General features: G+C 71.9%; 22 protein-coding genes. 12 read left to right on the top strand and 10 right to left on the bottom strand.

Annotation, left to right across the window (positions count from 1 at the left end; genetic code table 11):
- The first annotated feature begins 13 nt into the window (after positions 1-13).
- Together QFZ82_RS10950 and QFZ82_RS10945 are read left to right on the top strand one after the other, a co-directional pair.
- A complete protein-coding gene (locus QFZ82_RS10950) occupies positions 14-529 on the top strand; it encodes a phage tail protein (protein ID WP_307712987.1) in 516 nt (171 codons plus the stop codon).
- Between the two features lie 165 nt (positions 530-694).
- Entirely contained in the window at positions 695-2248 is a 1554-nt protein-coding gene (locus QFZ82_RS10945) for a BTAD domain-containing putative transcriptional regulator (RefSeq protein WP_307712986.1), read from the top strand.
- A gap of 10 nt (positions 2249-2258) precedes the next feature.
- Here the strand turns inward: QFZ82_RS10945 and QFZ82_RS10940 are convergent, their stop codons facing one another.
- A complete protein-coding gene (locus tag QFZ82_RS10940) occupies positions 2259-3044 on the bottom strand; it encodes a hypothetical protein (protein ID WP_307712985.1) in 786 nt (261 codons plus the stop codon).
- A gap of 552 nt (positions 3045-3596) precedes the next feature.
- Complete coding sequence (locus tag QFZ82_RS10935) at positions 3597-6113, bottom strand: SpoIIE family protein phosphatase (RefSeq protein WP_307712984.1); 2517 nt, start codon at positions 6111-6113, stop codon at positions 3597-3599.
- A gap of 180 nt (positions 6114-6293) precedes the next feature.
- Here QFZ82_RS10935 and QFZ82_RS10930 point away from each other — a divergent pair, with 180 nt between their 5' ends.
- The 5 genes from QFZ82_RS10930 (at position 6294) to QFZ82_RS10910 (ending at position 10970) form a co-directional block, all read left to right on the top strand.
- The gene (locus QFZ82_RS10930; protein ID WP_307712983.1) at positions 6294-6530 is read left to right on the top strand and encodes a hypothetical protein; all 237 of its coding nucleotides are present in this window, start codon (positions 6294-6296) and stop codon (positions 6528-6530) included.
- Positions 6531-7310: 780 nt separating this feature from the next.
- Positions 7311-8144, top strand: a complete 834-nt coding sequence (locus QFZ82_RS10925; protein WP_307712982.1) for an IclR family transcriptional regulator — start codon at positions 7311-7313, stop codon at positions 8142-8144.
- A 151-nt stretch (positions 8145-8295) separates the two neighbouring features.
- Positions 8296-9549 (top strand): MFS transporter, encoded by a 1254-nt coding sequence (locus QFZ82_RS10920; protein WP_307712981.1) that lies wholly within the window; start codon positions 8296-8298, stop codon positions 9547-9549.
- A 138-nt stretch (positions 9550-9687) separates the two neighbouring features.
- The gene (locus tag QFZ82_RS10915) at positions 9688-10026 is read left to right on the top strand and encodes a PadR family transcriptional regulator (protein WP_307712980.1); all 339 of its coding nucleotides are present in this window, start codon (positions 9688-9690) and stop codon (positions 10024-10026) included.
- Entirely contained in the window at positions 10023-10970 is a 948-nt protein-coding gene (locus QFZ82_RS10910) for a hypothetical protein (protein WP_307712979.1), read from the top strand. Before QFZ82_RS10915 ends, QFZ82_RS10910 begins: the two co-directional genes overlap by 4 nt.
- Positions 10971-11047: 77 nt before the next feature.
- Here QFZ82_RS10910 and QFZ82_RS10905 read toward each other — a convergent pair whose 3' ends face one another.
- Positions 11048-11380, bottom strand: a complete 333-nt coding sequence (locus QFZ82_RS10905; protein ID WP_307712978.1) for a hypothetical protein — start codon at positions 11378-11380, stop codon at positions 11048-11050.
- A gap of 157 nt (positions 11381-11537) precedes the next feature.
- On the opposite strand from QFZ82_RS10905, the gene QFZ82_RS10900 reads away from it, so the two are divergent.
- The 3 genes from QFZ82_RS10900 to QFZ82_RS10890 all read left to right on the top strand — a co-directional run bounded on the left by QFZ82_RS10900 (position 11538) and on the right by QFZ82_RS10890 (position 14038).
- Entirely contained in the window at positions 11538-12320 is a 783-nt protein-coding gene (locus QFZ82_RS10900) for a TauD/TfdA family dioxygenase (protein WP_307712977.1), read from the top strand.
- 82 nt (positions 12321-12402) lie between these two features.
- Positions 12403-13293: a trypsin-like serine protease gene (locus tag QFZ82_RS10895; protein ID WP_307712976.1), complete on the top strand. Its 891-nt coding sequence runs from the start codon at positions 12403-12405 to the stop codon at positions 13291-13293.
- Positions 13294-13468: 175 nt separating this feature from the next.
- Positions 13469-14038, top strand: a complete 570-nt coding sequence (locus tag QFZ82_RS10890; RefSeq protein WP_307712975.1) for a hypothetical protein — start codon at positions 13469-13471, stop codon at positions 14036-14038.
- A gap of 22 nt (positions 14039-14060) precedes the next feature.
- On the opposite strand, the gene hemC is transcribed toward QFZ82_RS10890, so the two are convergent.
- Positions 14061-14996, bottom strand: coding sequence for a hydroxymethylbilane synthase (gene hemC, locus QFZ82_RS10885; RefSeq protein WP_307712974.1), 936 nt, complete (start codon positions 14994-14996; stop codon positions 14061-14063).
- Between the two features lie 152 nt (positions 14997-15148).
- Between hemC and QFZ82_RS10880 the strand changes: the two genes are divergently transcribed.
- Complete coding sequence (locus QFZ82_RS10880) at positions 15149-16216, top strand: nitrous oxide reductase family maturation protein NosD (protein WP_307712973.1); 1068 nt, start codon at positions 15149-15151, stop codon at positions 16214-16216.
- A gap of 67 nt (positions 16217-16283) precedes the next feature.
- Positions 16284-17351, top strand: a complete 1068-nt coding sequence (locus tag QFZ82_RS10875; protein WP_307712972.1) for a methyltransferase — start codon at positions 16284-16286, stop codon at positions 17349-17351.
- A gap of 86 nt (positions 17352-17437) precedes the next feature.
- Here the strand turns inward: QFZ82_RS10875 and QFZ82_RS10870 are convergent, their stop codons facing one another.
- Genes QFZ82_RS10870 through QFZ82_RS10845 form a run of 6 tightly spaced genes read right to left on the bottom strand, consistent with a single transcriptional unit; the run spans position 17438 to position 21509 of the window.
- A complete protein-coding gene (locus tag QFZ82_RS10870) occupies positions 17438-17770 on the bottom strand; it encodes a TcmI family type II polyketide cyclase (protein WP_307712971.1) in 333 nt (110 codons plus the stop codon).
- 39 nt (positions 17771-17809) lie between these two features.
- Positions 17810-18289 carry an SRPBCC family protein gene (locus tag QFZ82_RS10865; protein WP_307712970.1) on the bottom strand — a complete coding sequence of 160 codons (480 nt, stop codon included), beginning with the start codon at positions 18287-18289 and terminating at the stop codon, positions 17810-17812.
- A 1-nt stretch (position 18290) separates the two neighbouring features.
- Complete coding sequence (locus QFZ82_RS10860) at positions 18291-18548, bottom strand: acyl carrier protein (RefSeq protein WP_177152254.1); 258 nt, start codon at positions 18546-18548, stop codon at positions 18291-18293.
- A gap of 11 nt (positions 18549-18559) precedes the next feature.
- Entirely contained in the window at positions 18560-19807 is a 1248-nt protein-coding gene (locus QFZ82_RS10855; protein ID WP_307712969.1) for a ketosynthase chain-length factor, read from the bottom strand.
- A complete protein-coding gene (locus QFZ82_RS10850) occupies positions 19804-21072 on the bottom strand; it encodes a beta-ketoacyl synthase (protein ID WP_307712968.1) in 1269 nt (422 codons plus the stop codon). The genes QFZ82_RS10855 and QFZ82_RS10850 overlap by 4 nt, the downstream gene beginning before the upstream one ends.
- Positions 21069-21509 (bottom strand): cupin domain-containing protein, encoded by a 441-nt coding sequence (locus QFZ82_RS10845; RefSeq protein WP_307712967.1) that lies wholly within the window; start codon positions 21507-21509, stop codon positions 21069-21071. The genes QFZ82_RS10850 and QFZ82_RS10845 overlap by 4 nt, the downstream gene beginning before the upstream one ends.
- Positions 21510-21549: the final 40 nt, after the last annotated feature.

Here is a 21549-nt window from a genome sequence, read left to right as displayed (position 1 = left end):
GAGGTGACCGGTGGTGACTGAGCGCCGGATCGTGCCGGGGCTGCCGACCCGGCATCCGCTGGGGGCCCGTTTGCCGGGCGTGTACGCGGACGACGACCTCGTCCAGCGGCTCACGGAGGCCCTCGACGAGGTGCTGGCGCCCGTGCTGGGCGTGCTCGACAGCCTGTCCGCGTACTTCGACCCGCGCCTGGCCCCCGAGGACTTCCGGGCGCTGCTCGCGGCCTGGGTGGGCGCCGAGGGCGAGGTGTGCGGAGCGGTGCCCGGGCACGCCTCCCGGGGCACCGCGAAGGGCCTTGCGGAGCAGATCCGCCGGGTCTTCGGGGCGATCCCGGAGATCGAGGAGAGCGGCGGCACGGTGTGGTCGGCGACCGCACTGACCCCGCTCCCGGGTGCGCCGCAGCCGCACCTGACCGTGCGATTGCGGGTCCCCGACACGGAGGCGGTGGACGAGGCGGCGGTGTCGGCGCTCGTGGCCCGCAACAGGCCGGTGCATCTGCCGTTCACCGTCGAGGTGATCGTGGAGCCGTAGGGGCGTACGACCTGCGCCCCGGCGGCCCCGAATGACCGGGAGCGCGCGGAACGCCCGGGGAAGCACGGATGTTGCACGCGCAGGCCCATATGGGGTAATCAGTTACTCCGCCGGTGCGGAGAGTGAGCGCCCATCCTTGACCTCCTGTCGGGGGAGGAGGCCTATATGCACGAAACGGTGTGCGAGCGGCTGGTGCCGGGGCTCGCTCGGGGGACGGCACCGCTGACGCTGCTCGTCGCTCCCGCCGGGTACGGCAAGACCACCCTGCTCACGCGGACGGCGGACGTCTTCCCCGGGAAGGTGCTGCACTGGCGGCCCTGCCGCGACACCCTCGGGGTGCCTTCACTGCTCGCCAGTCTGGGACGGCAGTTGGAGCTTGCCGACACGGTGTCCGTGGAGTCCGTCCTGCTGGCCGTCGAGCGCCGTGCGGATCCCGTCCTGCTGCTCGTCGACGGGGTCCACCACGTCCACGGCAGCCCGGCCGAGGCATTACTCGAGGAACTGGCCGTGCTGGCGCCGCGGAACCTGCGGCTGATCCTGGCCGGCCGTCGGATGCCCGCGCTGAACCTCACCCGGCTGGAACTGGCCGATACCGCGGTGCTCCGCGCCGCTGAACTGCGGCTGGGCGAAGGCGAGATCGCGTCCGTCTTCCCTGACGCGCCGGAGGTGACCCGGGAGCTTGCCGAGCTCACTTCCGGATGGCCCGGTGTGCTCAGACTCAGCAGGCCGGCGGTACTGGCGGGCCGCGACCCGCTGGAGTCCGCCGGCCTGCGCACCTATCTGGACCGGGAAGTGCTGGAAGCGCTGCCGCCCCGGCTCGTGCGTCTGATGGAACGGGGACCCGACGACCCCGGCGGCCACGATGCGGCCGACGCGCCGGAACTCGCCGACGAGTACGGCCTGGAGACCGACGTGCCGCTGCTGCGGGCGCACCTGGCCCGGCGCTGCGTACGGCCGGCCCGGCACACGGGCACCGTGCACCGCACCGACGGGGCGGCCCCGTCCGCGTCGCTGGCTCTGCGCTGCTTCCAACGGTACGAGGCCACACTGGCGGGGCGTCCGCTGGACTGGAGCCGCACACGGCCGCGCGTACGGGCGCTGGCCCGGCTGCTGTCCGTCCACGCGGGGCGGCCCGTCCACCGGGAGGAGCTGATGGCCGCTCTGTGGCCGCAGAGCCCGGCCCATACGGCCGGACGCGGACTGCAGGTCGCGGTCTCGGCCCTGCGGACCGTCCTGGAACCGGGCACCGGACGAGGGAGGGCCCAGCTGCTGGTGCGGTCGGGCGAGGCGTACATGCTGGTACTGGACCGCGGGGCCAGCTGCGACGTACAGGCCTTCGAGGGCGCGGCCGGGGAGGGACTGCGGGCGGCAGCGCGCGGGGAGGCGGACCGGGCGGCGGGGGCGCTGGGGCGGGCCCTGCGGCTCTACACCGGGGAGTTGCTGCCGGAGGACGGCCCGGCGGAGTGGGTGGTGCCGATCCGTGAGCAGTATCGCAACCAGGCGGTGCGGGCGGCCCACGCGCTGGCCGAAGTGGAACTCGGCCGGAACCGTGCGGCGGATGCGGTGGCGGCCGCGGCGCACGCCCTGTCCCTGGACCCGTTCCAGGACGCGGTGTGGCGGTTGCTGATCGCTGCCCACCGGCAGGCCGGTGACCCGGTGGCGGCCCGGCACGCGGAGCGCCGGCACGCGCAGATGCTGGACACCCTGGGTGTCGTGTGAGACTCCCGGCTCAGCGCCGTCTGAAGAACTCGACCTCGGCGAAGGCGAGATACCGGCCGGCCCCGCCCCCGTACGCGCCCTGGACCGTGAGCCGGACCCGGACGGCATCGCTGACCGCGAGGTGGAAGCGCTGGCCTCCCGGCACGTCGGCCAGTGGGACGGTCTTCACGGTCGTCCGGCCGTCCTTCGAGGTGACGGTTATCAGCAGGCTGCTGGGCCGCGCCTGGGTGAGGAACTTCTCGGCCACAGGAGAGGTGCCGGGATGGACGACGAGATCGAGCAGGCGAACGGGTTCGGCGAACGAGGCCTCCAGATACTCCCCTTCGAAGGCTCCGGGCAGCGCGGGTGTCCAGTACTTGTCCGTGGTCCCGTCCACGGCAAGGGCGGCCGGGTGCTGTTTCCCCGCACTCGACGCCGTCACCTTCACCGCATGCATCTGCTCGGCCTTGGACGTCCGGTCCCTTACGGCCTCCAGCACTCGGCCGGCCTCGCCGTGGAAGACGTACCCGACCGCCACGAGGGCGCAAAGCACCAGCAGCGGCAGGACGAATCGCGGCCGCCGCCACTGCCGGCGCGGTGGCCGCTCCCCGGCGAAGGGCTTTTTCCTGGGGCGGCGTGTGAACAGCCGCCGCCACCAAGGCGGGCGGGGTACGACAGGGGCGTCCGCGAGGGAGGCGCCGCAACGTCGGCAGTAGCGCCTCGTCGGCACGTTCCCGCTGCCGCACTGGCCGCAGATGAGGTCCCCGGCCTGGGGCGGCGGTTCGGCGGCGTCCCCGTGCCGTGTCGGCGGTGGCACCGGACGGCCGGGCTCCTCGACCTGAGGCTGCACTGCGCGCAGGGGCGGGGCGGTGGGCTTCGGCGGAATGGCCGGCCCGCTCGCCTGCGCTGCGGGTTCCTCCCGAGGCACGGCGACGTCCGGCCCTGCCGGGGTCGGGACCGCGGCATCCGGCCGGCCCGCGGCTGCCGGGGTGCTCGGCCGCGACCACTCGAGGAAGGTCCCGCAGGCGCCGCAGAACTGCTCTCCGGGATCACACCGATTCCCGCACACTGCGCAGTTGACCACGGACCCCTCACCCCTTCCGCAACCCATGCTGCGCCAGGCGGCGCCTCCCTCACACGCCTGCAAGGGCAGCCACCGAAGCGCCCGCCGCTGCCCTTTCGGGCGCCGTACTGCGACCTGGGCCGGGGCGAGGACGTGCGGGAGGTGCCGCTGCGTCACGGCGGACGGCCCCGTGGGGCCGGCTGCTGCGGTGTGCCGGTGTGCCGGTGTCCGGCGGCTGTGGGGGAGCCGGTCTCCGCGGCGTGGCATCCCGGGCGGGACTGAGCGCTGCTCGCCGACGGGACGGAGTCAGCGCGCGGACGGCGCCGCGGCTGCCGGCGGCGCGTACTCGGCGAGCAGGAGTGCGATGTCGTCCGCCCTGTCGGGTGACTGGTCGGCATCCTCCAGCAGCCCGTCGGCCAGATCCTCCAGGCTGCCCCCGCCCAAGCGGGCCAGCGAGGTCCGGAGGCGGTCGATGCCGGAACCGATGTCCGAGTCGCGCCTCTCGACCAGCCCGTCCGTGTACAGGGCCAGGACCGATCCGGGCACGAGGCGCAGCTCCGACTCCGGATAGTCGGGCGCTGCCTCGACGCCGAGCAGAGGCCCGCACGGCACATCCGGGATCTCGGTGCGTCCGTCGGGCAGGCGCAGAAGGGGCGGGCAGTGGCCCGCCCGGACGATGCGCACGATCCCGGAGCGGAGATGGAGGCGGGCGTAGCAGCAGCTGGCGAGCAGCGACGGGTCGAGGTCCATGTGGAGCCGGTTGGTGCTGGCCACGATGTCGCTCGGCCGGTGGCCGGCGGTGACGAAGGCCCGCATCGCGCTGCGCAGCTGGCCCATGGTGGCCGCGGCGGCGACGTTGTGTCCCTCGACGTCCCCGACGATCAGCGCGACCTCCTCGCGGGTGGGGATGACGTCGTACCAGTCGCCGCCGATGTCCATGCCCCTGGTGCCCGGAAGGTAACGCCCGGTGACGCGAAGGCCCGGCACCGTGGGCAGCCGGTGCGGCAGCAGCGCGTTCTGCAGGCCGCGGGCGAGGGCGAACTCGGCGTCGTAGAGCCTGGCGCGTTCGAGGGCCTGGGCGATCAGGCCGCCCAGCGCGGTGAGGACTCCACGCTCCTCGTCGGGGAACCGGTGGACGTCGTCGAAGGCGAGCATGCAGGCTCCCACCGGATGGTTGGAGGCGATCAACGGCAGGAACGCCCAGGAACGGGAGTCGCCCGACACGATCCCGGGATACGTTTCGCAGAGCTCCTCCCGGGACTCGATGAACAGCGGGGTCCCTGAGGTCAGCGCGTCCGTCACAGGCAGCCGGTCATGCAGCGGGACGCCTTCCAGCCGGGCGAGAACCTCCTCCGAACAGCCGCGCTGCGCGAACAGATGCAGGTGCCGCTCCTCCACCACGCAGATCGCCAGCTTCTGGCCGCCGAATGCGGGCAGCAGCTGCTCGGCGACGGCATCGCACACCTCACGCGCGGTGACCGCCTCGGTGAGGGCGCTGCCCAGCTGGAGCACGCGGTAGAGGGCACCCAGGCGCGGGGCCGCGGGCGGAGGGGACGAGGAGACGGGCGGACCCTCCTCGGCGACGGACGTCCCGGGGCCGGTGCCGGCCGGTACCGGCTGTCGCACGGGTGCCGCCCATCCCGTCATGCCCTGTGAGCCCGGGTGGAGGGAGAAGACCAGCCACCCGTCGGGTGGGCGGCGGACCAGGAAGGAGACCGGTTGCTGGGAGACCAGGGCGGCCCGGTAGCGGTCCTCGTACACGGGATCGGCCAGCCAGGGCAGGATGTCCCAGAGTCGGTGGCCGAGCAGTTCGTCCTGGCGGACCCGCAGCAGAGTCTCCAGGCTGTGGTTGGCGTAGGCGACATGCCCCTCCGGGGAGAGCGCGAAGAAGCCGTACGCGAGCCGCTCGATCGCCGCCACGGCGGCCATGCCGCTCCCGGAGTCGAGTACCGCGCCGACCAGATGGGACGACGCCTGCGGGTCCTCCGGGCTCATGGGCACCCGGCCCCAGAGCTCCACAGCGCGGTGGCCTCCACCGGGGTCCCGGATCCGCAGGCAGTGCGCGAGCACACGGCCCTCCTCGACCGCGGCACGGGCGGCGGACCGGAAGCCGGGCAGATCCGCGGGCTCGATCCTGGCCGCCAGGGTGTCCACCCGTCCGTCGAAATCACGGGGCGGGATCCCGAAGATCGCGCACAGCTCGTCGTCGGTCGTGAAGGCCCCGGTGTCGAGGTTCCAGTCGAACAGACCCACCCGTATCAGTGGAGCGGACGGCAGCGGGACCACTACCGGAGCTGTCCGTTCGTCGTATTCGACGAGCTCCTTGCGCGCGCTGAGCCCGGCGAGGGTGGTGCCCAGACGGTCGGCCGCGGAGCGCAGCTGCCCGCGCTGCGCCCTCGACAGCCCCGTCCCCTCGGGCCTGGGCGCCCACAGCACGGCCATCGCTCCGAAGGTCTGTTGTCCCGTTCGCACGGGCACTGAGGCAGAACCGAACGGGTAGGGCACGGCGACCGAGAGCTGGGGGAAGCGCCGCATCGTCTCCTCCGCGCCGGCCAGGTGGACCATGCGCCCGGAGCGGTATGCCTCCGCCACGGGGATACGGCTGTTCACCGGGATCCGACGCCACCCGCCGAGGAGGGAGGGCGGCGCCCCGCACGCCGCGGCCAGCAGGAGCGAGCGATGGTCGCCGGAGAGCAGGAAGACGCTTCCGGCATGCGCTCCGGTCACCTCCACGGCATTGATGACCGCACTGACCAGCGCGTCGTCGCGCTCGGACGCTTCGCCGCCACTCGCGGCGCCGAACGGGTACGAGCTCGATGCCACACCATCGGCCGACACAATTGCCCTCGATCACCCACGAATAATTTGTTCCATTTTAAGGTTGTTTGCCGCTCCCCGCGGGTGGAGGCCCTGGCGGCAGTGGTGATCGGCGGTGCCCGGTCGGCCGGGGCGGCGGCGGCTCGCCGGTCCAGGCCCGGGCGACGACGTCGGGGGACGCCGGGGGTGACGCCGAGCTGCGACGCCGTGCGCTCGCGGAAGAGGCTCGTGGCGCCCTTCCTCACCGGTCATCTCATCGACGCCGCCGACATCGCGGCCGCCGGCTGTACGACGGCCTTTCTCACGTCCGCAGCCGTCATGATCCCCTTCGGGCTCCTCGCCGTGGCGGCCATCCGGCCGGAACGAGACGCCCGGCGCCTCGGCGCCGACGTCACCACCGGCGTCGTCGGCGCCTCGCGCTGACCGTGCCGCGCGACGACCGGTCGTCGTGGCCAGTGGTGCCGAGGCCGCAGAGCTTCGGCCCCCCTGGTGGTTCACGCGGGTACCGCAGCGCGTCCCGGGCCGTGGGGCGACCGGCCAACAGCTGATCCGGCGGCCGTCGTGCGACTCGCCCCGATCACACGCCCGTTCGCCCCATCTGATGCGCAGCGAAGCATTCCGTCCGGATTTCGACCCTTCGCGATGGGGTGTGAACATCGGCAGCCAGGTGGAATTCGAGCCGCCCCGCAGTGTCCGTCACGGTTCTCGGCAGTGCCCGTTGTCTATTCGCGGGAATCGCCGGACGAATCGATGGAAGGGCGACGGCTTCCGGTTTCCGCGTCACGGAACTATTCGAGCCGAAGTGAACCGCCCCATGGAAACTGTGCGCGCAGTGTCTCTGAACTGCGGTTTTCTGCTTCCTCTCCTATAACGAGCCGTCACATGACCGCTCTTGACGGAGGGTCACCACACCCCGCATATTCAGACCATCCGTGAGGCGGAGGGTGCGTTTTCACATGATGGATGCGCTGTCTGATGCCGCGGTGCTGGATGACCGAGACCACCTTTTTGACGCGAAGCCGCATTGCTTGGCCGATAACGGCTTACATGTGCGGTCGGGGGAACTGACGCTGCGAAACCCGGTCATGCCTACCTCCGGCTGCTTCGGTCCGGAGCTGAGCGCCCTGATGCCCGTCTGGGAGCCGTTGACCGCCGGGACGCACCCAAAGTCCGGCCTCCGCCCGACGAACGAAGGAGACATCCATGCAAGTCGTGGTGCGTGCGCTGCACGTCCTGCGGGCGCTGGCCGCCAAGCCGAAGGGCGCCACCCTCCAGGAACTGCACGAAGAGCTGGGCATTCCGGTCGGAAGCCTGCACCGCCTGCTCACCACCCTCGGCAACGAGGACTTCGTCACCCGCTCACCGGTGAACCGGCGCTTCTTCCTAGGCCCGATCGCCCGTCAGCTGGCCGAGCAGAACCGGAACCAGTCCGCTCTCCTGGTCACCCCGCACCGCGCCGTCGTCGCAGCGGCGGAGGCGAGCGGCGAGACCGTTTTTCTGACGGAGCTGATCGGGGACAGGGCGGTGTGCGTCGCCCTGTCCGAAGGCCGCCACCCCTTGCGCCTGTTCGTCCGCATCGGCCAGGAGATGCCGTTGCACGCCGCCGCGTCCGGCCGGTCGCTGCTGGCCTACCGGCCCGAGCCGGACGTACGCAACCTGCTGGCCAAGCGGGCCCTCACCGCCTTCACCGAGGAGACCCCGGTGACGGTCGACGAGGTACTCGCCCACCTCGCGCTCGTACGGGCCCGTGGCTACGACGTCTGCGACGACGAACTCGACCGCGGCGTCCGGGCCGTCTCCTCACCGGTGTTCACCTCCACCGGCGCGGTCGCGGCCAGTGTGACGCTTGCGGCCGCCGGCAGCAGGATGCGTGACCCTCTCACCCGCGCCACGGCGGTGCAGACCGTGCTCACCGCCGCGCGGGAGCTGTCCGCAGAACTCGGGTTCAACGCGAAGTGGCCCGACAGCGCCGGTGATCCGGCGGAAACGACCTGCTCGGCGCAGCAGGCCGATGACACCGTGGAGGAGGTGCGATGAGCCTCGCCCAGGAACTGGCTACGGCGCTGCCTCGACCAGTTGGGCGCCTTCGACGACCCCGGGGCGCAGGCCGAACTGCACGCCCACGGCTACGTGTCATGACCCGGACCGGCAGATCGGCATCTGCGCATAGAGGAGACAGGTAACAGCGATGGCTCGAACGACCGTGGCGTCCCCGCCCTCGGCTCCCCGTCACAGGGCGGGGGTGTTCTGGCGCTACTGGAGCGCCTCGACGGTGAGCAGAACCGGTGACGCCATCACGGCTGTGGCCCTGCCCCTGGTGGCGATAGAGCTGCTGCACGCCAGCAGCCTGGAGGTCAGTCTCGTCACCGCCGCCGGGTACGCGGCCTGGCTGCTCATCGGCCTGCCGGCCGGGGTGATCGTGCAGCGGCTGCCGCTGCGGGGCACGCAGGTGGCCCTGGACGTCCTGCGGGCCGTCGCGGTGCTCTCCGTACCGCTCGCCGCCGCGATCGGCGGCCTGCACCTGACGCTCCTCGTCGCCGTCGCTCTGGTGATCGGCCTCGCGACCGTCGTGTTCGACGTCGGCAACTCCACGTTCCTGCCGTCGATCGTCAGCAAGGAGGAGCTCACCTCGCGCAACAGCCTGACGTCGGCGTCCAACGCCGCCACGGAACTGGGCGGCCCCTCCGCGGCGGGCGTGCTCGTGCAGCTCTTCGGCGCTCCGGCCACCTTGCTCGTTGACGCCGCGAGTTACCTGGTGTCGGCCGTTCTGCTCAGGAGCCTTCCCAGGCCGCCCGCGACCGACGGTGCGGAACGCGGGCGGGGAGTGCCGGCGGTCGAACTCATCAAGGACGGCTGGCGCTTCGTCGCACGCCACCCGGTCATCAGGCCCTGCGTGGCGGCGGCGACGCTCATCAACTTCTGCTGCGGCGCCCTGGCCGCCCTCGTTCCGGTCTTCCTGGTCCGCACCGTGGACGTGTCCGCGGGCCTGGTCGGTCTCCTGATGGCTTCGGGCGGTGTCGGCAGCCTGCTCGGCGCGGCCGTCACCCCGCGTGTGGCACGGCGTATCGGCAGCGCCCGCACGGTGCTGTACGCCACCGTGTTCCTGATGGCCTGCCAGTTCCTTCTCCCGCTCAGCGGCTCCGGCTGGCGCCTCGTGGTGTTCGTGGTGGGGAACGCGGGCTTTACCTGCGGCGTGGTGGTGTTCAGCATCCTGACCCGCACGCACCGCCAGACCGTGACCCCGTCCGATCTGCTGCCGCGCGTGATGGCCACCGTCCGCTTCGTCTCGTGGGGAGCGATACCCTTCGGCGCGCTCGCGGCGGGCCTGACGGCGACGGCCCTCGGGACCCGGGGTGCGCTGTGGCTGTCCTGCGCCATCGGTCTCCTGATCCCTGTGCTGATGCTGGGGAGCCCCCTGCGGCGCGCTCGCGACCTGAAATGAGTCCCCGGCGTCTCTGGCCGTGCGCCGCAGCCGAGTCGGGGACTGGTCCCGACTCGCTGGCGGCGTACGCCTGTTGATGCCGTCGCTCGTCGCCGCATCGCGTGACATTAGTGTGCGTCGCACAGTATCGTGTGAGTCGTGTCCGTAGAAGAACTGACCCTGAGCCAGGCGCAGGAGCTGCGTCGCGGGACGGTCGTGCTGGCCTGTCTGGCGCTGCTCCGGACGCCGCGGTACGGGTATGCGCTGCTGGAGACGCTCAACGACGCGGGGGTCACCGTCGACGGCAACACGCTCTATCCGTTGCTGCGCCGACTGGAGAAGCAGGGCCTGCTCACGAGCGAATGGAACACCGACGAGTCCCGGCCGCGGAAGTTCTATCGGGTCAGCCCCGATGGTTCCGAGGTGCGCACCGGTCTGGTGCGCGAGTGGCAGAACCTCGTCGCTTCGATCTCACGACTGACCAAGGAGAACGGATGAGCACGAGCACGCTCACCGAGCGCTGCGTGCACGAGGTCGTCCGGCGGCTGCCCGCCGACCAGCGGGACGACATCGCCGAGGAACTGCGCGCCACCATCGCCGACACCGTCGAAGGACGCGGCGCCGGTGATCCGCGGGTCGTGGAGCGCGAGGTGCTCAGCGAGATGGGGGATCCGGTCCGGTACGCCGCTCGTTACGCGGACCGGCCGCTCGCTCTCATCGGGCCCGACCTGTACCCGTCGTACCGCCGCCTGACGGTGACGCTGCTGGCCACCGTGCTGCCCGTCGTCGCCGTCGGGCTCATGCTCCTGGAGATTGTGGACGGGGGCGGGATCGGTGCTGCCCTCGGCACAGGCGTGAGCGCCCTGCTCACCTTCGGCGCCCAGCTGTTCGCGGCCGTCACCGTCCTGTACGCGGCCGCCGAGCGGCTGCGCCGCCCGAGGGGAGTGGTCGCGGCAGCCACCGCCTGGACGTCCGACGACCTGCCCGAGATCCGTCAGTCCGGCAAGGGCCTCCTCGCCGCCACCGGCCTCACCGCCGTATGGGACCTGCTGCTGATCGCCCTGATCGCCTGGCAGCACACGGCCAAGCCCTATCGCGTCGAGGACGGCGAGTCGGTCGAGGTGCTCGACCCGGCGCTGTGGTCGGGCTGGATCTGGCCCGTCCTCGTCGGTCTCGCCGGTCTGGTCGCGGTCCGACTGGCCCAGGTGGCCGCCCACCGCGGCACCTTCCGGCTCGCCGCCTGGTACGCCGCGGCCCAGGCGTTGTTCACGCTCTCCCTGGCCTGGATCCTGCACGAGCAGATGCTGCTCAACCCGGCCTTCCTGGCGGACGTCAAGACGCTCTGGAGCTCGCCCGACCCGGTCTACGACGGCGCGGCGCTGATCGTGCTGGTGATCGGTGCGAGCGGGGTGTTCAAGGCCTTCCGTGCCGCCCGCGGATGAGGACGGGACCGAGGGAACAGTGAAGGGCTGCCCGGCCGGGCAGCCCTTCACTGTTCCCTCGGTCCCGTGCCGGGACGTCAGTCGGAGGCGAGCAGCGACTCCCTGATCCGGGTCCGGTCGATCTTGCCGGTCGAGGTCCTGGGCAGCGGGTCGGTCACCGTCTCGATCACGCCGGGTACGGCGGCGCGGACCGTGCGCTCCGCGCAGTGCTGACGCAGCGCCAGGACACCCACGGCCCCGGGTTCGTTCAGGCGCAGCCGGGCGTGCAGGCGGTGGCCTGCGACGGGGTCGGGGGGCGCGACGACGGCGGCCTCGGCGACCGCCGGGTGTTCCAGCAGGATGGCCTCGACGCTCTGGGTGCTGACCTGGAATCCCCGTACCTTCACCAGGAAGTCGGTGCGTCCGAGCACGCTGAGGGACCCGTCCTCGTGGCGGGTGGCGATGTCGCCGCTTCACCGGTGCCACGGCCGTGCTCGGCGCCGTCACGGCGGCGCTGCCATGACCGGCCGCGTTGTCGCGTACACCCGGGCACCGCTGCGGGGCCCCTTCCCCAGGGAGTTGTGAAGGTTGAACGATCTGACCGGGATCACCGTGATCGAGGCGCACGGCGGAGAGCTGGGATCCTTCGTGCACCGGTACGCGCGGGCGATCGACGAGGCCGTCGCCGCGACCGGAGCCGTACTGATCAGAGAGGCCGCCGCCGACGGTGTCGGTGCGTTCCAACGGGCCCTGGACGCGATGGGTTTCAGTCCGCTGGAGTACACCGAGCGCTCCACGCCGCGCAGCGAGGTCGGCGACGGCGTCTTCACCTCCACCGAGTATCCGGCGCGTGAGGTGATCCCGCAGCACTGCGAGTCGTCGTACGCCGGCGCGTGGCCCGGACGGCTGGCCTTCTTCTGCGCGACCTCGGCGGAGACCGGGGGAGCGACGCCGGTCACGGACGTCGCCGGCGTGCTGGAGGACATTCCCTCCGAGGTGGTCGAGGCGGTGGAGACCCGGGGCCTGCGCTACGTGCGCAACTACGGCAGCGGCGTCGGCCTCGACTGGCGCGAGGCGTTCCAGGCCGCGAGCCGCGAGGAGGTGGACCGGTTCTGCGCGGCGGGCGGCCTCGAACGGCCGGGGCGGCCGTACGGGGACGGACCGCCGGACGCGTACGGCGGCGGACCGGTCCGGCAGGGCCGTCGCGCGCCGGCGGGTTTGGCTCCCTCCACTGCGCCACGTGGGACGTGCGCCGCGACGGCACGCGGGAGGACTACTTCCCGCGCCTCGACTACCAGCCGCTGGCCTGAGCGCGCCGCACCGGAAAACCTCCGGTGGCGAGTGAACCTCACGCGCGATTTGCCGCTCTGATGACACGACAGTGCCGAAGGGTCAACGCCCTTGCCGGGAACGGCCCTTCGGTGTCCGTGATCAGAAGTGGAGACCAACCCCCATGAGAGTTTCCCCGACCCGTCACCGTGTCCGCCGGATAACCTCCGTCGGGCTCGTGGCGAGTGCGGCTCTGGCCCTCGTCGCGTCGGCCGTCACCACGGCCGCCGCGCACACGGCACCCGACGAGGAGCGGGCCAGGCCCAGTATCAAGATCATCGGAGGCGTGGAGCAGCCCGCCTCCGCCCACCCGTGGATGGCCGCCCTCCTGAACAAGGGCTCCGGAAGCCCGACCGACCGCCAGTTCTGCGGCGGCAGCCTGATCAGCGCGGACGTGGTCCTGACGGCGGCCCACTGCGTGACGGGCACCGAGGCGAAGCAGCTGGAGGTCACGGTCGGCCGGACCGTGCTGTCCGACAAGCGCCAGGGGCAGCTGCGCAACGTGCGGAGCATCGTCTCGCACCCCCGCTACGCCAAGGGGGACGAGGCGTACGACCTGGCGCTGCTGGAGCTGGCCAAGCCCGTCGCCGGCATCGCCGCCGTGAAGATGCCGACCGCGGGCACGGACGCCCTGCTCCGCCCCGGCGCGCAGGCGACGGTCATCGGCTGGGGCAACACCGACACCGAGGTGCCCAGCTTCCCCGACCGGCTGCGCGGCGTGAAGGTGCCCCTGCTCTCGCACGCCGAGTGCACGGCGACGTACCCGGCGTACAACAAGGCCGTCAACGTCTGCGCGGGCGTCGAGGGCAAGGACTCCTGCCAGGGCGACAGCGGCGGCCCGCTGTTCCGCAAGGTCGCCGGCCGCACCTACCAGATCGGCATCGTGTCGTACGGCGAGGGCTGCGGTGAGCAGGGTGCGCCCGGCGTCTACACCTCCACCAGCTCGAAGAAGCTGTGGGACACCCTCGCCGAGTCCCGTGAGGGCAAGCGGATGAAGCAGCTGCTGCGCCGCTGACGCCGCGGCGGTGCCGGACGGCCCCGCTGCCCGGTGGGCCGCGTCCGGTCGGAAGACCGGACACCGCGCCGGGCGGCGGGGCCGGTCCGTTCCGCCCTGATCGGATCCGCCGCGGCGAAACGCCGCCCCGAACGCCCATTGGCCTCGCACAGCTTCGTCGACCATACTGCCCGCCGTGGAGCAGCAGATAGATCCGAACATCAAGCCGGACTTCGCCGTGAGCACGGACCCGGCCTTCCTCCCCGGCCTCGTCGGCGCCCGTCCCGCCCCCGCGGCGGCCGGCGGGACGCGGGAGCGCGAGGACAAGGAGCCGGAGGACGCCGCCGGGGAGGACGCCCCGCAGGCGGTCTCCGACGACGAGGCCGAGGACGCGATCGAGGATGCCCCCGGGCCCGCGGCCGGGAACGACACGGCAGCGGACGGCACGGCAGCGGACGGTGAGGACGCCGACGGCGCAGGGGACGAAGGCCCCGTCTTCGAAATCAGCGACCGCCGCGGCTCGATCACCGCGAACCGCGAGGGCGTCCGCTTCCGCCTCGACGACCAGGAAGCCGACTTCCGCTGGGACGAGATCGGCGCGGTCGAGGTCAAGACCCCGCGGTTCGGCCGCCGTTTCACCGTCACGGTCCACGTCGCGGCCAATCGCTGGTTCAACGCCGAGGTCGAGGCGGACGCCAGAGGCCGGCTCAAGGAGTGGACGGCGGAGCTGGACGCGGTGCTCGACGCCTACTTCGAGGAGTCCTGAGCACCACGCCCGTCGCGCTCCTCTAGTGCGCGATGCCGTCGATCAGCTCGCGCGCTCCCTGGCGCAGCAGTGCGACGGCCACCGAGGTGCCGAGCGTGGCCGGGTCCAGCCGCCCGGCCCACTCGTGCGCGTTGAGCACGGTCTTGCCGTCCGGGGTGAAGACCTTCGCTCGCAGCGACAGATCGCCGTTCCGCTCGGCCTGCGCGTAACCGGCGATCGGGCTGTTGCAGTGCCCCTGCAGGACGTGCAGGAACATCCGCTCCGCCGTCGTCTCCCGGTGGGCGTCCGGGTCGCCGAGGGCGCTCACCACGTCGATCACGGCGTCGTCGTGCTCGCGGCACTGGAGAGCGAGGACCCCGGCGCCGATCGGCGGGCACATCGTCTCGACCGACAGGATTTCGGTGATCACGTCGGTGCGGCCGATGCGCTCGAGGCCGGAGACGGCGAGCAGGAGCGCGTCCGCGTCCCCCGCGTACAGCTTCTCCAGGCGCCGGTTGGCGTTGCCCCGCATCGGCACGCACTCCAGCTCGGGGTGCGAGGCGGCCAGTTGGGCCGTCCGCCGGACGGACGACGTGCCGATCCGCGTACCGGCCGGCAGCTCGTCGAGCGCCAGACCGCCGGGGTGGATCAGGGCGTCACGGATGTCGTCCCGCTTGAGGAAGGCCGCGAACGTCGTGCCGGCGGGCAGCGGCCGGTCGGCCGGGATGTCCTTCACGCAGTGCACCGCGAGGTCGGCCTCACCGGCCAGGAGCGCGGCGTCGACCTCCTTGGTGAACGCCCCCTTGCCCTCGACCTCGGCCAGGTCGCCCATCCACCGGTCGCCGGTCGTGGTGACGGGCACGACCTCCGTACGGATGCCGGGATGCAGCGCGGCCAGTTCGGCGCGTACGCGCTCCACCTGGGCGAGGGCCATCGGGGAGGAACGGGAGACGATGCGGATCCGCTCGGGCACAGTCATGACGACCACGATAAGGCGTCGGGGACAGGCCCGGAGACGTTGCTCCCTCTGGGGAGATCCATTGCGCTGCACGGGGAAGCGACGCGCGCGACACGACCACAGACTGCCCCGGTATGTCCCGATTCATCTGCTTCGGCGCATAGCTTCGCCTTATGACGAAACGACAAATCACCTGCCTCGCCTCCACAGCCCTGCTCGTCGCCTCCGGAGCGGCCGCCGCGGTCCCCGCCCACGCCGCCGAGACCCACCATGTGAGCCCCGGCCAGTCGATCCAGGCCGCCGTGGACGCCGCCCGGCCGGGCGACACCGTCGTCATCGCCGCCGGTACGTACCACGAGAGCGTGCTGATCACCACGTCCGGCCTGACGCTGCGCGGGGCGGGTGCCCGTACCGTGATCAAGCCCGCGGCGGCCACCGCGCGGGCCAAGAACGCCTGCGCCGCCGCGGGGAACGGTGTCTGCGTGACCGGCACGGCCGAGCAGTCCGTCGACGGCGTACGCGTCCAGGCGCTGGCCCTGTCGGGCTTCACCAAGAGCGGCGTGTGGGCCTCCTGGACCGACCGGCTGACCGTGCGGGGCGTGACCTCGGAGAAGAACGGCACCTGGGGGATCGCCGAGCAGCGCTCCACCCGCTCCGTCCTGACGGGCAACATCGTCCGGTCCAACGGTGACGCCGGCATCTTCGTGGCGAACACGGTCTCCGAGGAGGCCGGTGCCACCGACACCCTCGGGACGCGGATCAGTGGCAACGTGATGACGGACAACCGCATCGGCGCCACGGTCCGGCGGGTGCGCAACCTGACCGTCGACCGCAACACGATGATGGCGAACTGCGCCGGTCTGTTCCTCGTCGGCGACGAATCGAAGCCGCGCGCGGGCGCTCTGACGGTCAGTGGCAACCATGTCCTGCGCAACAACAAGGCATGCAAGGCCACGGCTCGGCTGCCCGAGATCCAGGGCGCGGGCATCGTCCTCACCGGCACCGAGGACACCGTCGTCGAGCGGAACATCGTGTGGGGCAACGTGGGCTCCTCGCCGTTCTCCGGCGGCATCGTCCTCTTCAAGAGCGTCGTCGGCATCCCCGGCACGGACAACGTCATCCGGGACAACGTCGTCGTGCGCAACGGGGCGGCCGACCTGGCCGACCGGGACTCCGCCGGCACCGGCAACCGCTTCGACGCCAACCTGTGCGGCGTCTCCGAGCCCGCCGGACTGTGCTGAGCGACGCCGCGAGGGACCGACTGGCCGGGCCGTCAGGCCCGGCCCCACTCACGAGAAGCGAGGCGGCATGACCACCACCGCATCCACCGCACTCACCGCATCCACCGCGCCCATCGAGCCCACCGCGCCCCATGCCTCCATGAGGCTGCGCGAACTCGTCTTCGGCGCGGCCTGCGCCGCCGCCGTGCGTGCGGCGGCCAGGCTCGGCGTCGCCGACGCCCTGGAGGACACCCCCAGCACCGCGGAGGACCTCGCCGCGGCCGTGAAGACCGACGCGAGAGCGCTGCGGCGCATGCTCCGCGCCCTGGCCTGCTACGGGATCTTCACCGAGGACGCGGACGGCCGGTTCGCGCACACCGACATGTCGCGGCTGCTGCGCGAGGACGACCCGCACAGCCTGCGCTACATCGCCCTGTGGTGCACCGAACCGTGGACCTGGGCAGCCTGGCCCCGCCTCGACACGGCGGTGCGCACGGGCGGCAGCGTCTTCGGGGAGTTGTACGGCAAGGAGTTCTTCACCTACCTCCACGAGGACGCGGAGGAGTCGGCCCACGTGTTCAACCGGGCCATGACCACCTCCAGCATGCAGTCCGCGCGCGACGTCGCCGAACTCCTCGACCTCACCGGGGCGTCGACGGTCGCCGACATCGGCGGCGGCCAGGGGCACGTGCTGGCCAGCCTGCTGGAGAAGAACCCCGGCCTGAAGGGCACGCTGTTCGACCTGCCGGGTGTCGTCGAGAAGGCCGACCCGCGGCTGCGCGAGGGCGGTGCGCTCGCCGACCGGGTGAGCATCGTGCCCGGCGACTGCCGTCGGGCCCTGCCGGTCGACGCCGACGTCTACGTCATCAAGAACATCCTGGAGTGGGACGACGACAGCACCGCCCGGACTCTGCGCAACGTCGTCGGGTCGGCCCGCCCCGGGGCCCGGGTGATCGTCATCGAGAACCTCGTCGACGACTCGCCGTCGATGAAGTTCACCACCGCGATGGACCTGCTGCTCCTCCTGAACGTGGGCGGGGCCAAGCACACGAAGGAGAGCATGACCAGCCGCATGGAGGCCGCCGGTCTGGTCGTCGGGGAGATCCGCCCGGTGAACTCCTACCTGCACGCGTTCGAGAGCGTCGTCCCCGGCTGAGCCACCGGCCCGGCAAGGAGGAGCGCACGACACCAGCAGCCGGCCCCGCGGTGATCCGCGGGGCCGGCTGCTGGTGTCGTGCGCGCTCAGGCGCCCTTGTCGCTCTGCCAGGTGTAGAACTGCGTGGCCATCGCGTCCTTCGGGCTCCGCCATGTCTGCGGATCGTAGGGACTGACGAAGGCCGCAAGGCGTTCGCTGACGTCCCGGAACGCGGCGTGCTCGGTCACCTTGGCGATCGCCGGCCCGGGGGGCCGGTCGGCCTCGATGAGGTGGAGGTACACGTCGCCGAACTGGAACAGGCTGCGCCGCCGGACGCCGACGAGGTACGGCAGTTCACCGCTGTCGGAGGCCGCGAACACCTCGGCGATGTCCGGCGCGGACCCGGGTGCCATACGGGCGACGATCAGTGCTTGGTGCATCGGGGGCGTCCCTTCGGATGCCGTCGGGGGAAAGGGCCGTCAGTTCGGCGTGACCGGAGCGGTCTCGCGGACGCGGGCACGCTGCTCGATGCGGTCCCGGATCAGGGCCATCTGGATGCGTGAGTTGCGGTTGATGTTGTCGGTCATCCACGCGTCGTCCACGGGAGCGTCCGGCTTCATCGCGAAGTCCTGCGTCCAGTGCATCAGGACACCCTGCGGCGTCTCGGCGTACGTCCACAGGATGTTCATGTACTCGAACGGTCCGGTCTCCACGCGCTTGGCGCGCACCGTGAGGGCCGCCCGGTCCGCCTCGCGCTCCGAGACCCAGCTCCAGACCTTGCCGTTCTCGTCCGGGTACATGGTCAGCCGGAACACCGTCCGGTTGCCGTCCCGTTCGATCACCTCCACGGAGGCGTACTCGGTGAACAGCTGTGGCCAGTGGTCCACGTCGTTGGTCACCTCCCAGACCAGGTCCAGGGGGGCGTCGATGATGATCTCGTTCTCGGTGTGCCCGGCCATTTCAGGCTCCTGCCATCAGAGTGTCGTTGACGAGGTCGAGGAACTCGCGCGGTGTCTTGCAGCGGTCGGCCTCGACCGGGAGTGCCCGGCCGTACCGGTTCTCCAGCTCGCCGACGATGCCGAGCAGGCCGAGCGAGTCGAGGCCGTACGCCTCGAACGGGATGTCCGGGTTGCTGTCCATCTGGGCCGGGTCGACGGATATGCCGGCGCCCTTCTTCATCAGCGCGGACAGCTCCTCGACGGTCAGTTGTGCGGTCATGCGATCCTCCTTCACGAGAGGTTGTCGGCGTCGCGCCGGAGCACGAGCGCCGCGTTGGAACCCATCAGTCCCCGGCTCAGCACCAGTGCCGTGCGCAGCGCGGCGGGCCGTGCCGTGCCCGTCACCAGAGAGATGTCGTGACAGACGTCGAACACATGGGGGGTGGGCGGGACCAGGCCGTGCTCCAGTGAGAGCACCGCGGCGGCGACGTCGAGCACCGGCGCTCCGCAGTAGGCCCGGCCGGTGCCGGTCTTGGGCGCCGTCACCGGCACCCTGCTGCCGTGCGGGCCGAGGGCGTCGACGAGGGCCAGCGCCTCGGCGCGGTCCGCGTCCGGCAGCCCCAGCGCGTCCGCGAAGACCACGTCGATCTCCTCGGGTGCGCAGCCCGCCTCGTCGAGCGCCCCGCGGATCGCCCGGGCGAGCCCCTCTCGGGACTCCTCCCAGCGCGAGGCGCCGGTGAACGTCGCGCAGTGCCCGGCCACCTCGGCGCGCACGACCGCGCCGCGCGCGACGGCGGCGGACTCGTCCTCGACGACGAGCATGGCGCCGCCCTCCGCGGGCACGAACCCGCACGCGTGCGCCGTGAACGGGCGGTACGCCCGATCCGGTTCGTCGGACGTGCTGAGCTCCCGGTAGCCGAGCTGGCAGACGACCGAGTACGGCGCGAGCGGCGCCTCGGCGGCGCCGACGACCACGCTGTCGGTGCCACGCCGTACGGCCCCGGCGGCGTGCGCCAGGGCGTCGAGCCCGCCGGCCTCGTCACTGGCGACGACACCGCACGGCCCCTTGAAGCCGCCGCGGATCGAGATCTGGCCGGTGCTCGCCGCGTAGAACCAGGCGATGGACTGGTACGGGCCCACGTACGTCGAGCCCTGGCCCCACAGCCGCTGCAGCTCTCGCTGGCCGAACTCGCCGCCGCCCGACCCTGCCGCCGTGACGACCCCGACGGCGAACGGTTCCTCCTGGCCCCCGGGGTTCAGCCGCGCGTCCGCCAGCGCCATGTCGGCGGCCGCCATCGCGAAGTGGGTGAACCGGTCCGTCTGGACCAGGAACCGCTGCTCGACCAGCGCCTGCGGGTCGAAACCCCGCACCTCGCCCGCGACGCGCAGCGGCAGGTGTTCGCAGCCCTCGCGGGTGACGCGGTCGAGCGCGCTGATCCCCTCGCGCGTGGCCTTCCAGAAGGCGTCGGTTCCCACGCCGCCGGGGGCGACGACTCCGATGCCGCTGATGACGGGGCGACGGCTCTGACGAAGGCTCATGGTGTCCTCCCACCTGGCCTGGTGAGCACCACCGCGGACTGGAATCCGCCGAACCCGCTGCCGACCGACAGCACGGTGCGCAGCTTCGCCTCGCGTGCCGTGCGCGGGACGTAGTCCAGGTCGCACTCGGGGTCGGGCGTCTCGTAGTTCGCCGTGGGCGGCACCGTCTGGTGGACGAGTGCCAGGACGCAGGCGACGACCTCGATCGCGCCGATCGCGCCCAGCGAGTGGCCCACCATGGATTTGATGGAGCTCATCGGCACCTTGTACGCGTGCTGCCCGAGCGACCTCTTGACCGCGGCGGTCTCGTGCCGGTCGTTCTGCTGCGTCCCGGAACCGTGGGCGTTGACGTAGTCGACGTCCGACCCGCCCAGCCGGGCGTGGTCCAGGGCGTGGCCGATGGCGCGCGCCATCTCCAGGCCCTCGCGGGTGAGACCGGTCATGTGGTGGGCGTTGCCGAAGGTGGCGTAGCCGCCGATCTCGCAGTAGACGCGGGCACCGCGGGCGCGGGCGTGCTCGAGTTCCTCCAGTACGAGCACCGCGCCGCCCTCGCCCATCACGAACCCGTCGCGGTGGGCGTCGAACGGGCGCGAGGCGTGCGTCGGGTCGTCGTTGTTCGGCGACGTCGCCTTGATCGCGTCGAAGCACGCCACGGTGATCGGGGAGATCGGCGAGTCCGAGGCGCCGGCGACACAGATGTCGACCCGGCCCTCCTCGATGGCGTGGAACGCGTAACCCACCGCGTCCAGCCCCGACGTGCAGCCCGTGGACACAGTCTGCACGGGTCCGTGCGCGCCCGTCAGTTCCGCTATCTCCGAGGCGAGGGCGCTGGGTGAGAACGCCCGGTGGAGATGCGGCCCCGCCTCGCTGTGGTCGACGTCCCAGCGGCGGCCCGAGCTGCTGACCGCCACATAGTCGTGCTCCAGCCGGGTGGTGCCGCCGACCGCGGTGCCCATGGACACCCCGATCCGCCACGGATCCTCCCGTCCCATGTCCAGACCGGCGTCGGCGAGCGCCTCGCGCGCGGCGACCATGGCGAACTGCACGTACCGGTCGGCCCGTTGCACCTGCTGGGCGTCGAGGCCGTGGACCGCGGGATCGAAGTCGACCTCCGCGGCGATACGGGACCTGAAGCCCGCCGGGTCGAACAGGGTGATGCCCCGCGTCGCGGTCCGGCCGTCCGCGAGCAGGCCCCAGAACGCCGGGGCGCCCACGCCTCCGGGTGCGACGATGCCGACACCGGTCACCGCCACACGTCGGTTCACGAAACCGCTCCCGTGGGCTCGGAGGGCCGGTGCGTCGCGGTGCCCTCCGCGGCGGGTGTCTCCTCCGTGTCGACGTGCCCGAGCTCCGGGCGCGGGGCCAGCGGCCCCAGGTGGAAGACCATGCGGGCCTCGGTGCGGCCCACGTTGCGGAACCGGTGACGCACGTACGGGGGGATCATCAGCCCCTGGTCGGTCCGGATCGGGTGCGTCTCGCCGTCCAGATCGACCTCGAGATCGCCGGCGACCACGTACACGAACTCCTCCGAGTACGGGTGGTAGTGCTCGCCGATGCGGTCTCCGGGTTCGACGATCGCGAGGCCCATGAAGCCGCTCGTCGCTCCCACCACGGTGGGCGTGAGCATGGCGCGCAGGTCACCACCGCGCCGGCGGTTGGGCTGGGTCTCGCTGAGGTCGACGATGCGGTGCGTTGTGCTCATGACTGTTTCCTCCACAGGGCCGGAAGTCGGGAGCCGCGGT

This window comes from Streptomyces sp. V4I23, assembly GCF_030817975.1.
Classification (GTDB): domain Bacteria; phylum Actinomycetota; class Actinomycetes; order Streptomycetales; family Streptomycetaceae; genus Streptomyces.
This window is presented reverse-complemented; position numbering and strand designations above follow the sequence as displayed.

Bases quoted from the DNA above. Each gene is read 5' to 3' on its own strand.
- QFZ82_RS10895 (WP_307712976.1), top strand. From the start codon at position 12,403: ATGAGAGTTTCCCCGACCCGTCACCGTGTCCGCCGGATAACCTCCGTC.
- QFZ82_RS10880 (WP_307712973.1), top strand. From the start codon at position 15,149: ATGACGAAACGACAAATCACCTGCCTCGCCTCCACAGCCCTGCTCGTC.
- QFZ82_RS10945 (WP_307712986.1), top strand. From the start codon at position 695: ATGCACGAAACGGTGTGCGAGCGGCTGGTGCCGGGGCTCGCTCGGGGG.
- QFZ82_RS10920 (WP_307712981.1), top strand. From the start codon at position 8,296: ATGGCTCGAACGACCGTGGCGTCCCCGCCCTCGGCTCCCCGTCACAGG.
- QFZ82_RS10865 (WP_307712970.1), bottom strand. From the start codon at position 18,289: ATGGCCGGGCACACCGAGAACGAGATCATCATCGACGCCCCCCTGGAC.
- QFZ82_RS10875 (WP_307712972.1), top strand. From the start codon at position 16,284: ATGACCACCACCGCATCCACCGCACTCACCGCATCCACCGCGCCCATC.
- QFZ82_RS10860 (WP_177152254.1), bottom strand. From the start codon at position 18,548: ATGACCGCACAACTGACCGTCGAGGAGCTGTCCGCGCTGATGAAGAAG.
- QFZ82_RS10870 (WP_307712971.1), bottom strand. From the start codon at position 17,770: ATGCACCAAGCACTGATCGTCGCCCGTATGGCACCCGGGTCCGCGCCG.
- QFZ82_RS10925 (WP_307712982.1), top strand. From the start codon at position 7,311: ATGCAAGTCGTGGTGCGTGCGCTGCACGTCCTGCGGGCGCTGGCCGCC.
- QFZ82_RS10855 (WP_307712969.1), bottom strand. From the start codon at position 19,807: ATGAGCCTTCGTCAGAGCCGTCGCCCCGTCATCAGCGGCATCGGAGTC.
- QFZ82_RS10845 (WP_307712967.1), bottom strand. From the start codon at position 21,509: ATGAGCACAACGCACCGCATCGTCGACCTCAGCGAGACCCAGCCCAAC.
- hemC (WP_307712974.1), bottom strand. From the start codon at position 14,996: ATGACTGTGCCCGAGCGGATCCGCATCGTCTCCCGTTCCTCCCCGATG.
- QFZ82_RS10910 (WP_307712979.1), top strand. From the start codon at position 10,023: ATGAGCACGAGCACGCTCACCGAGCGCTGCGTGCACGAGGTCGTCCGG.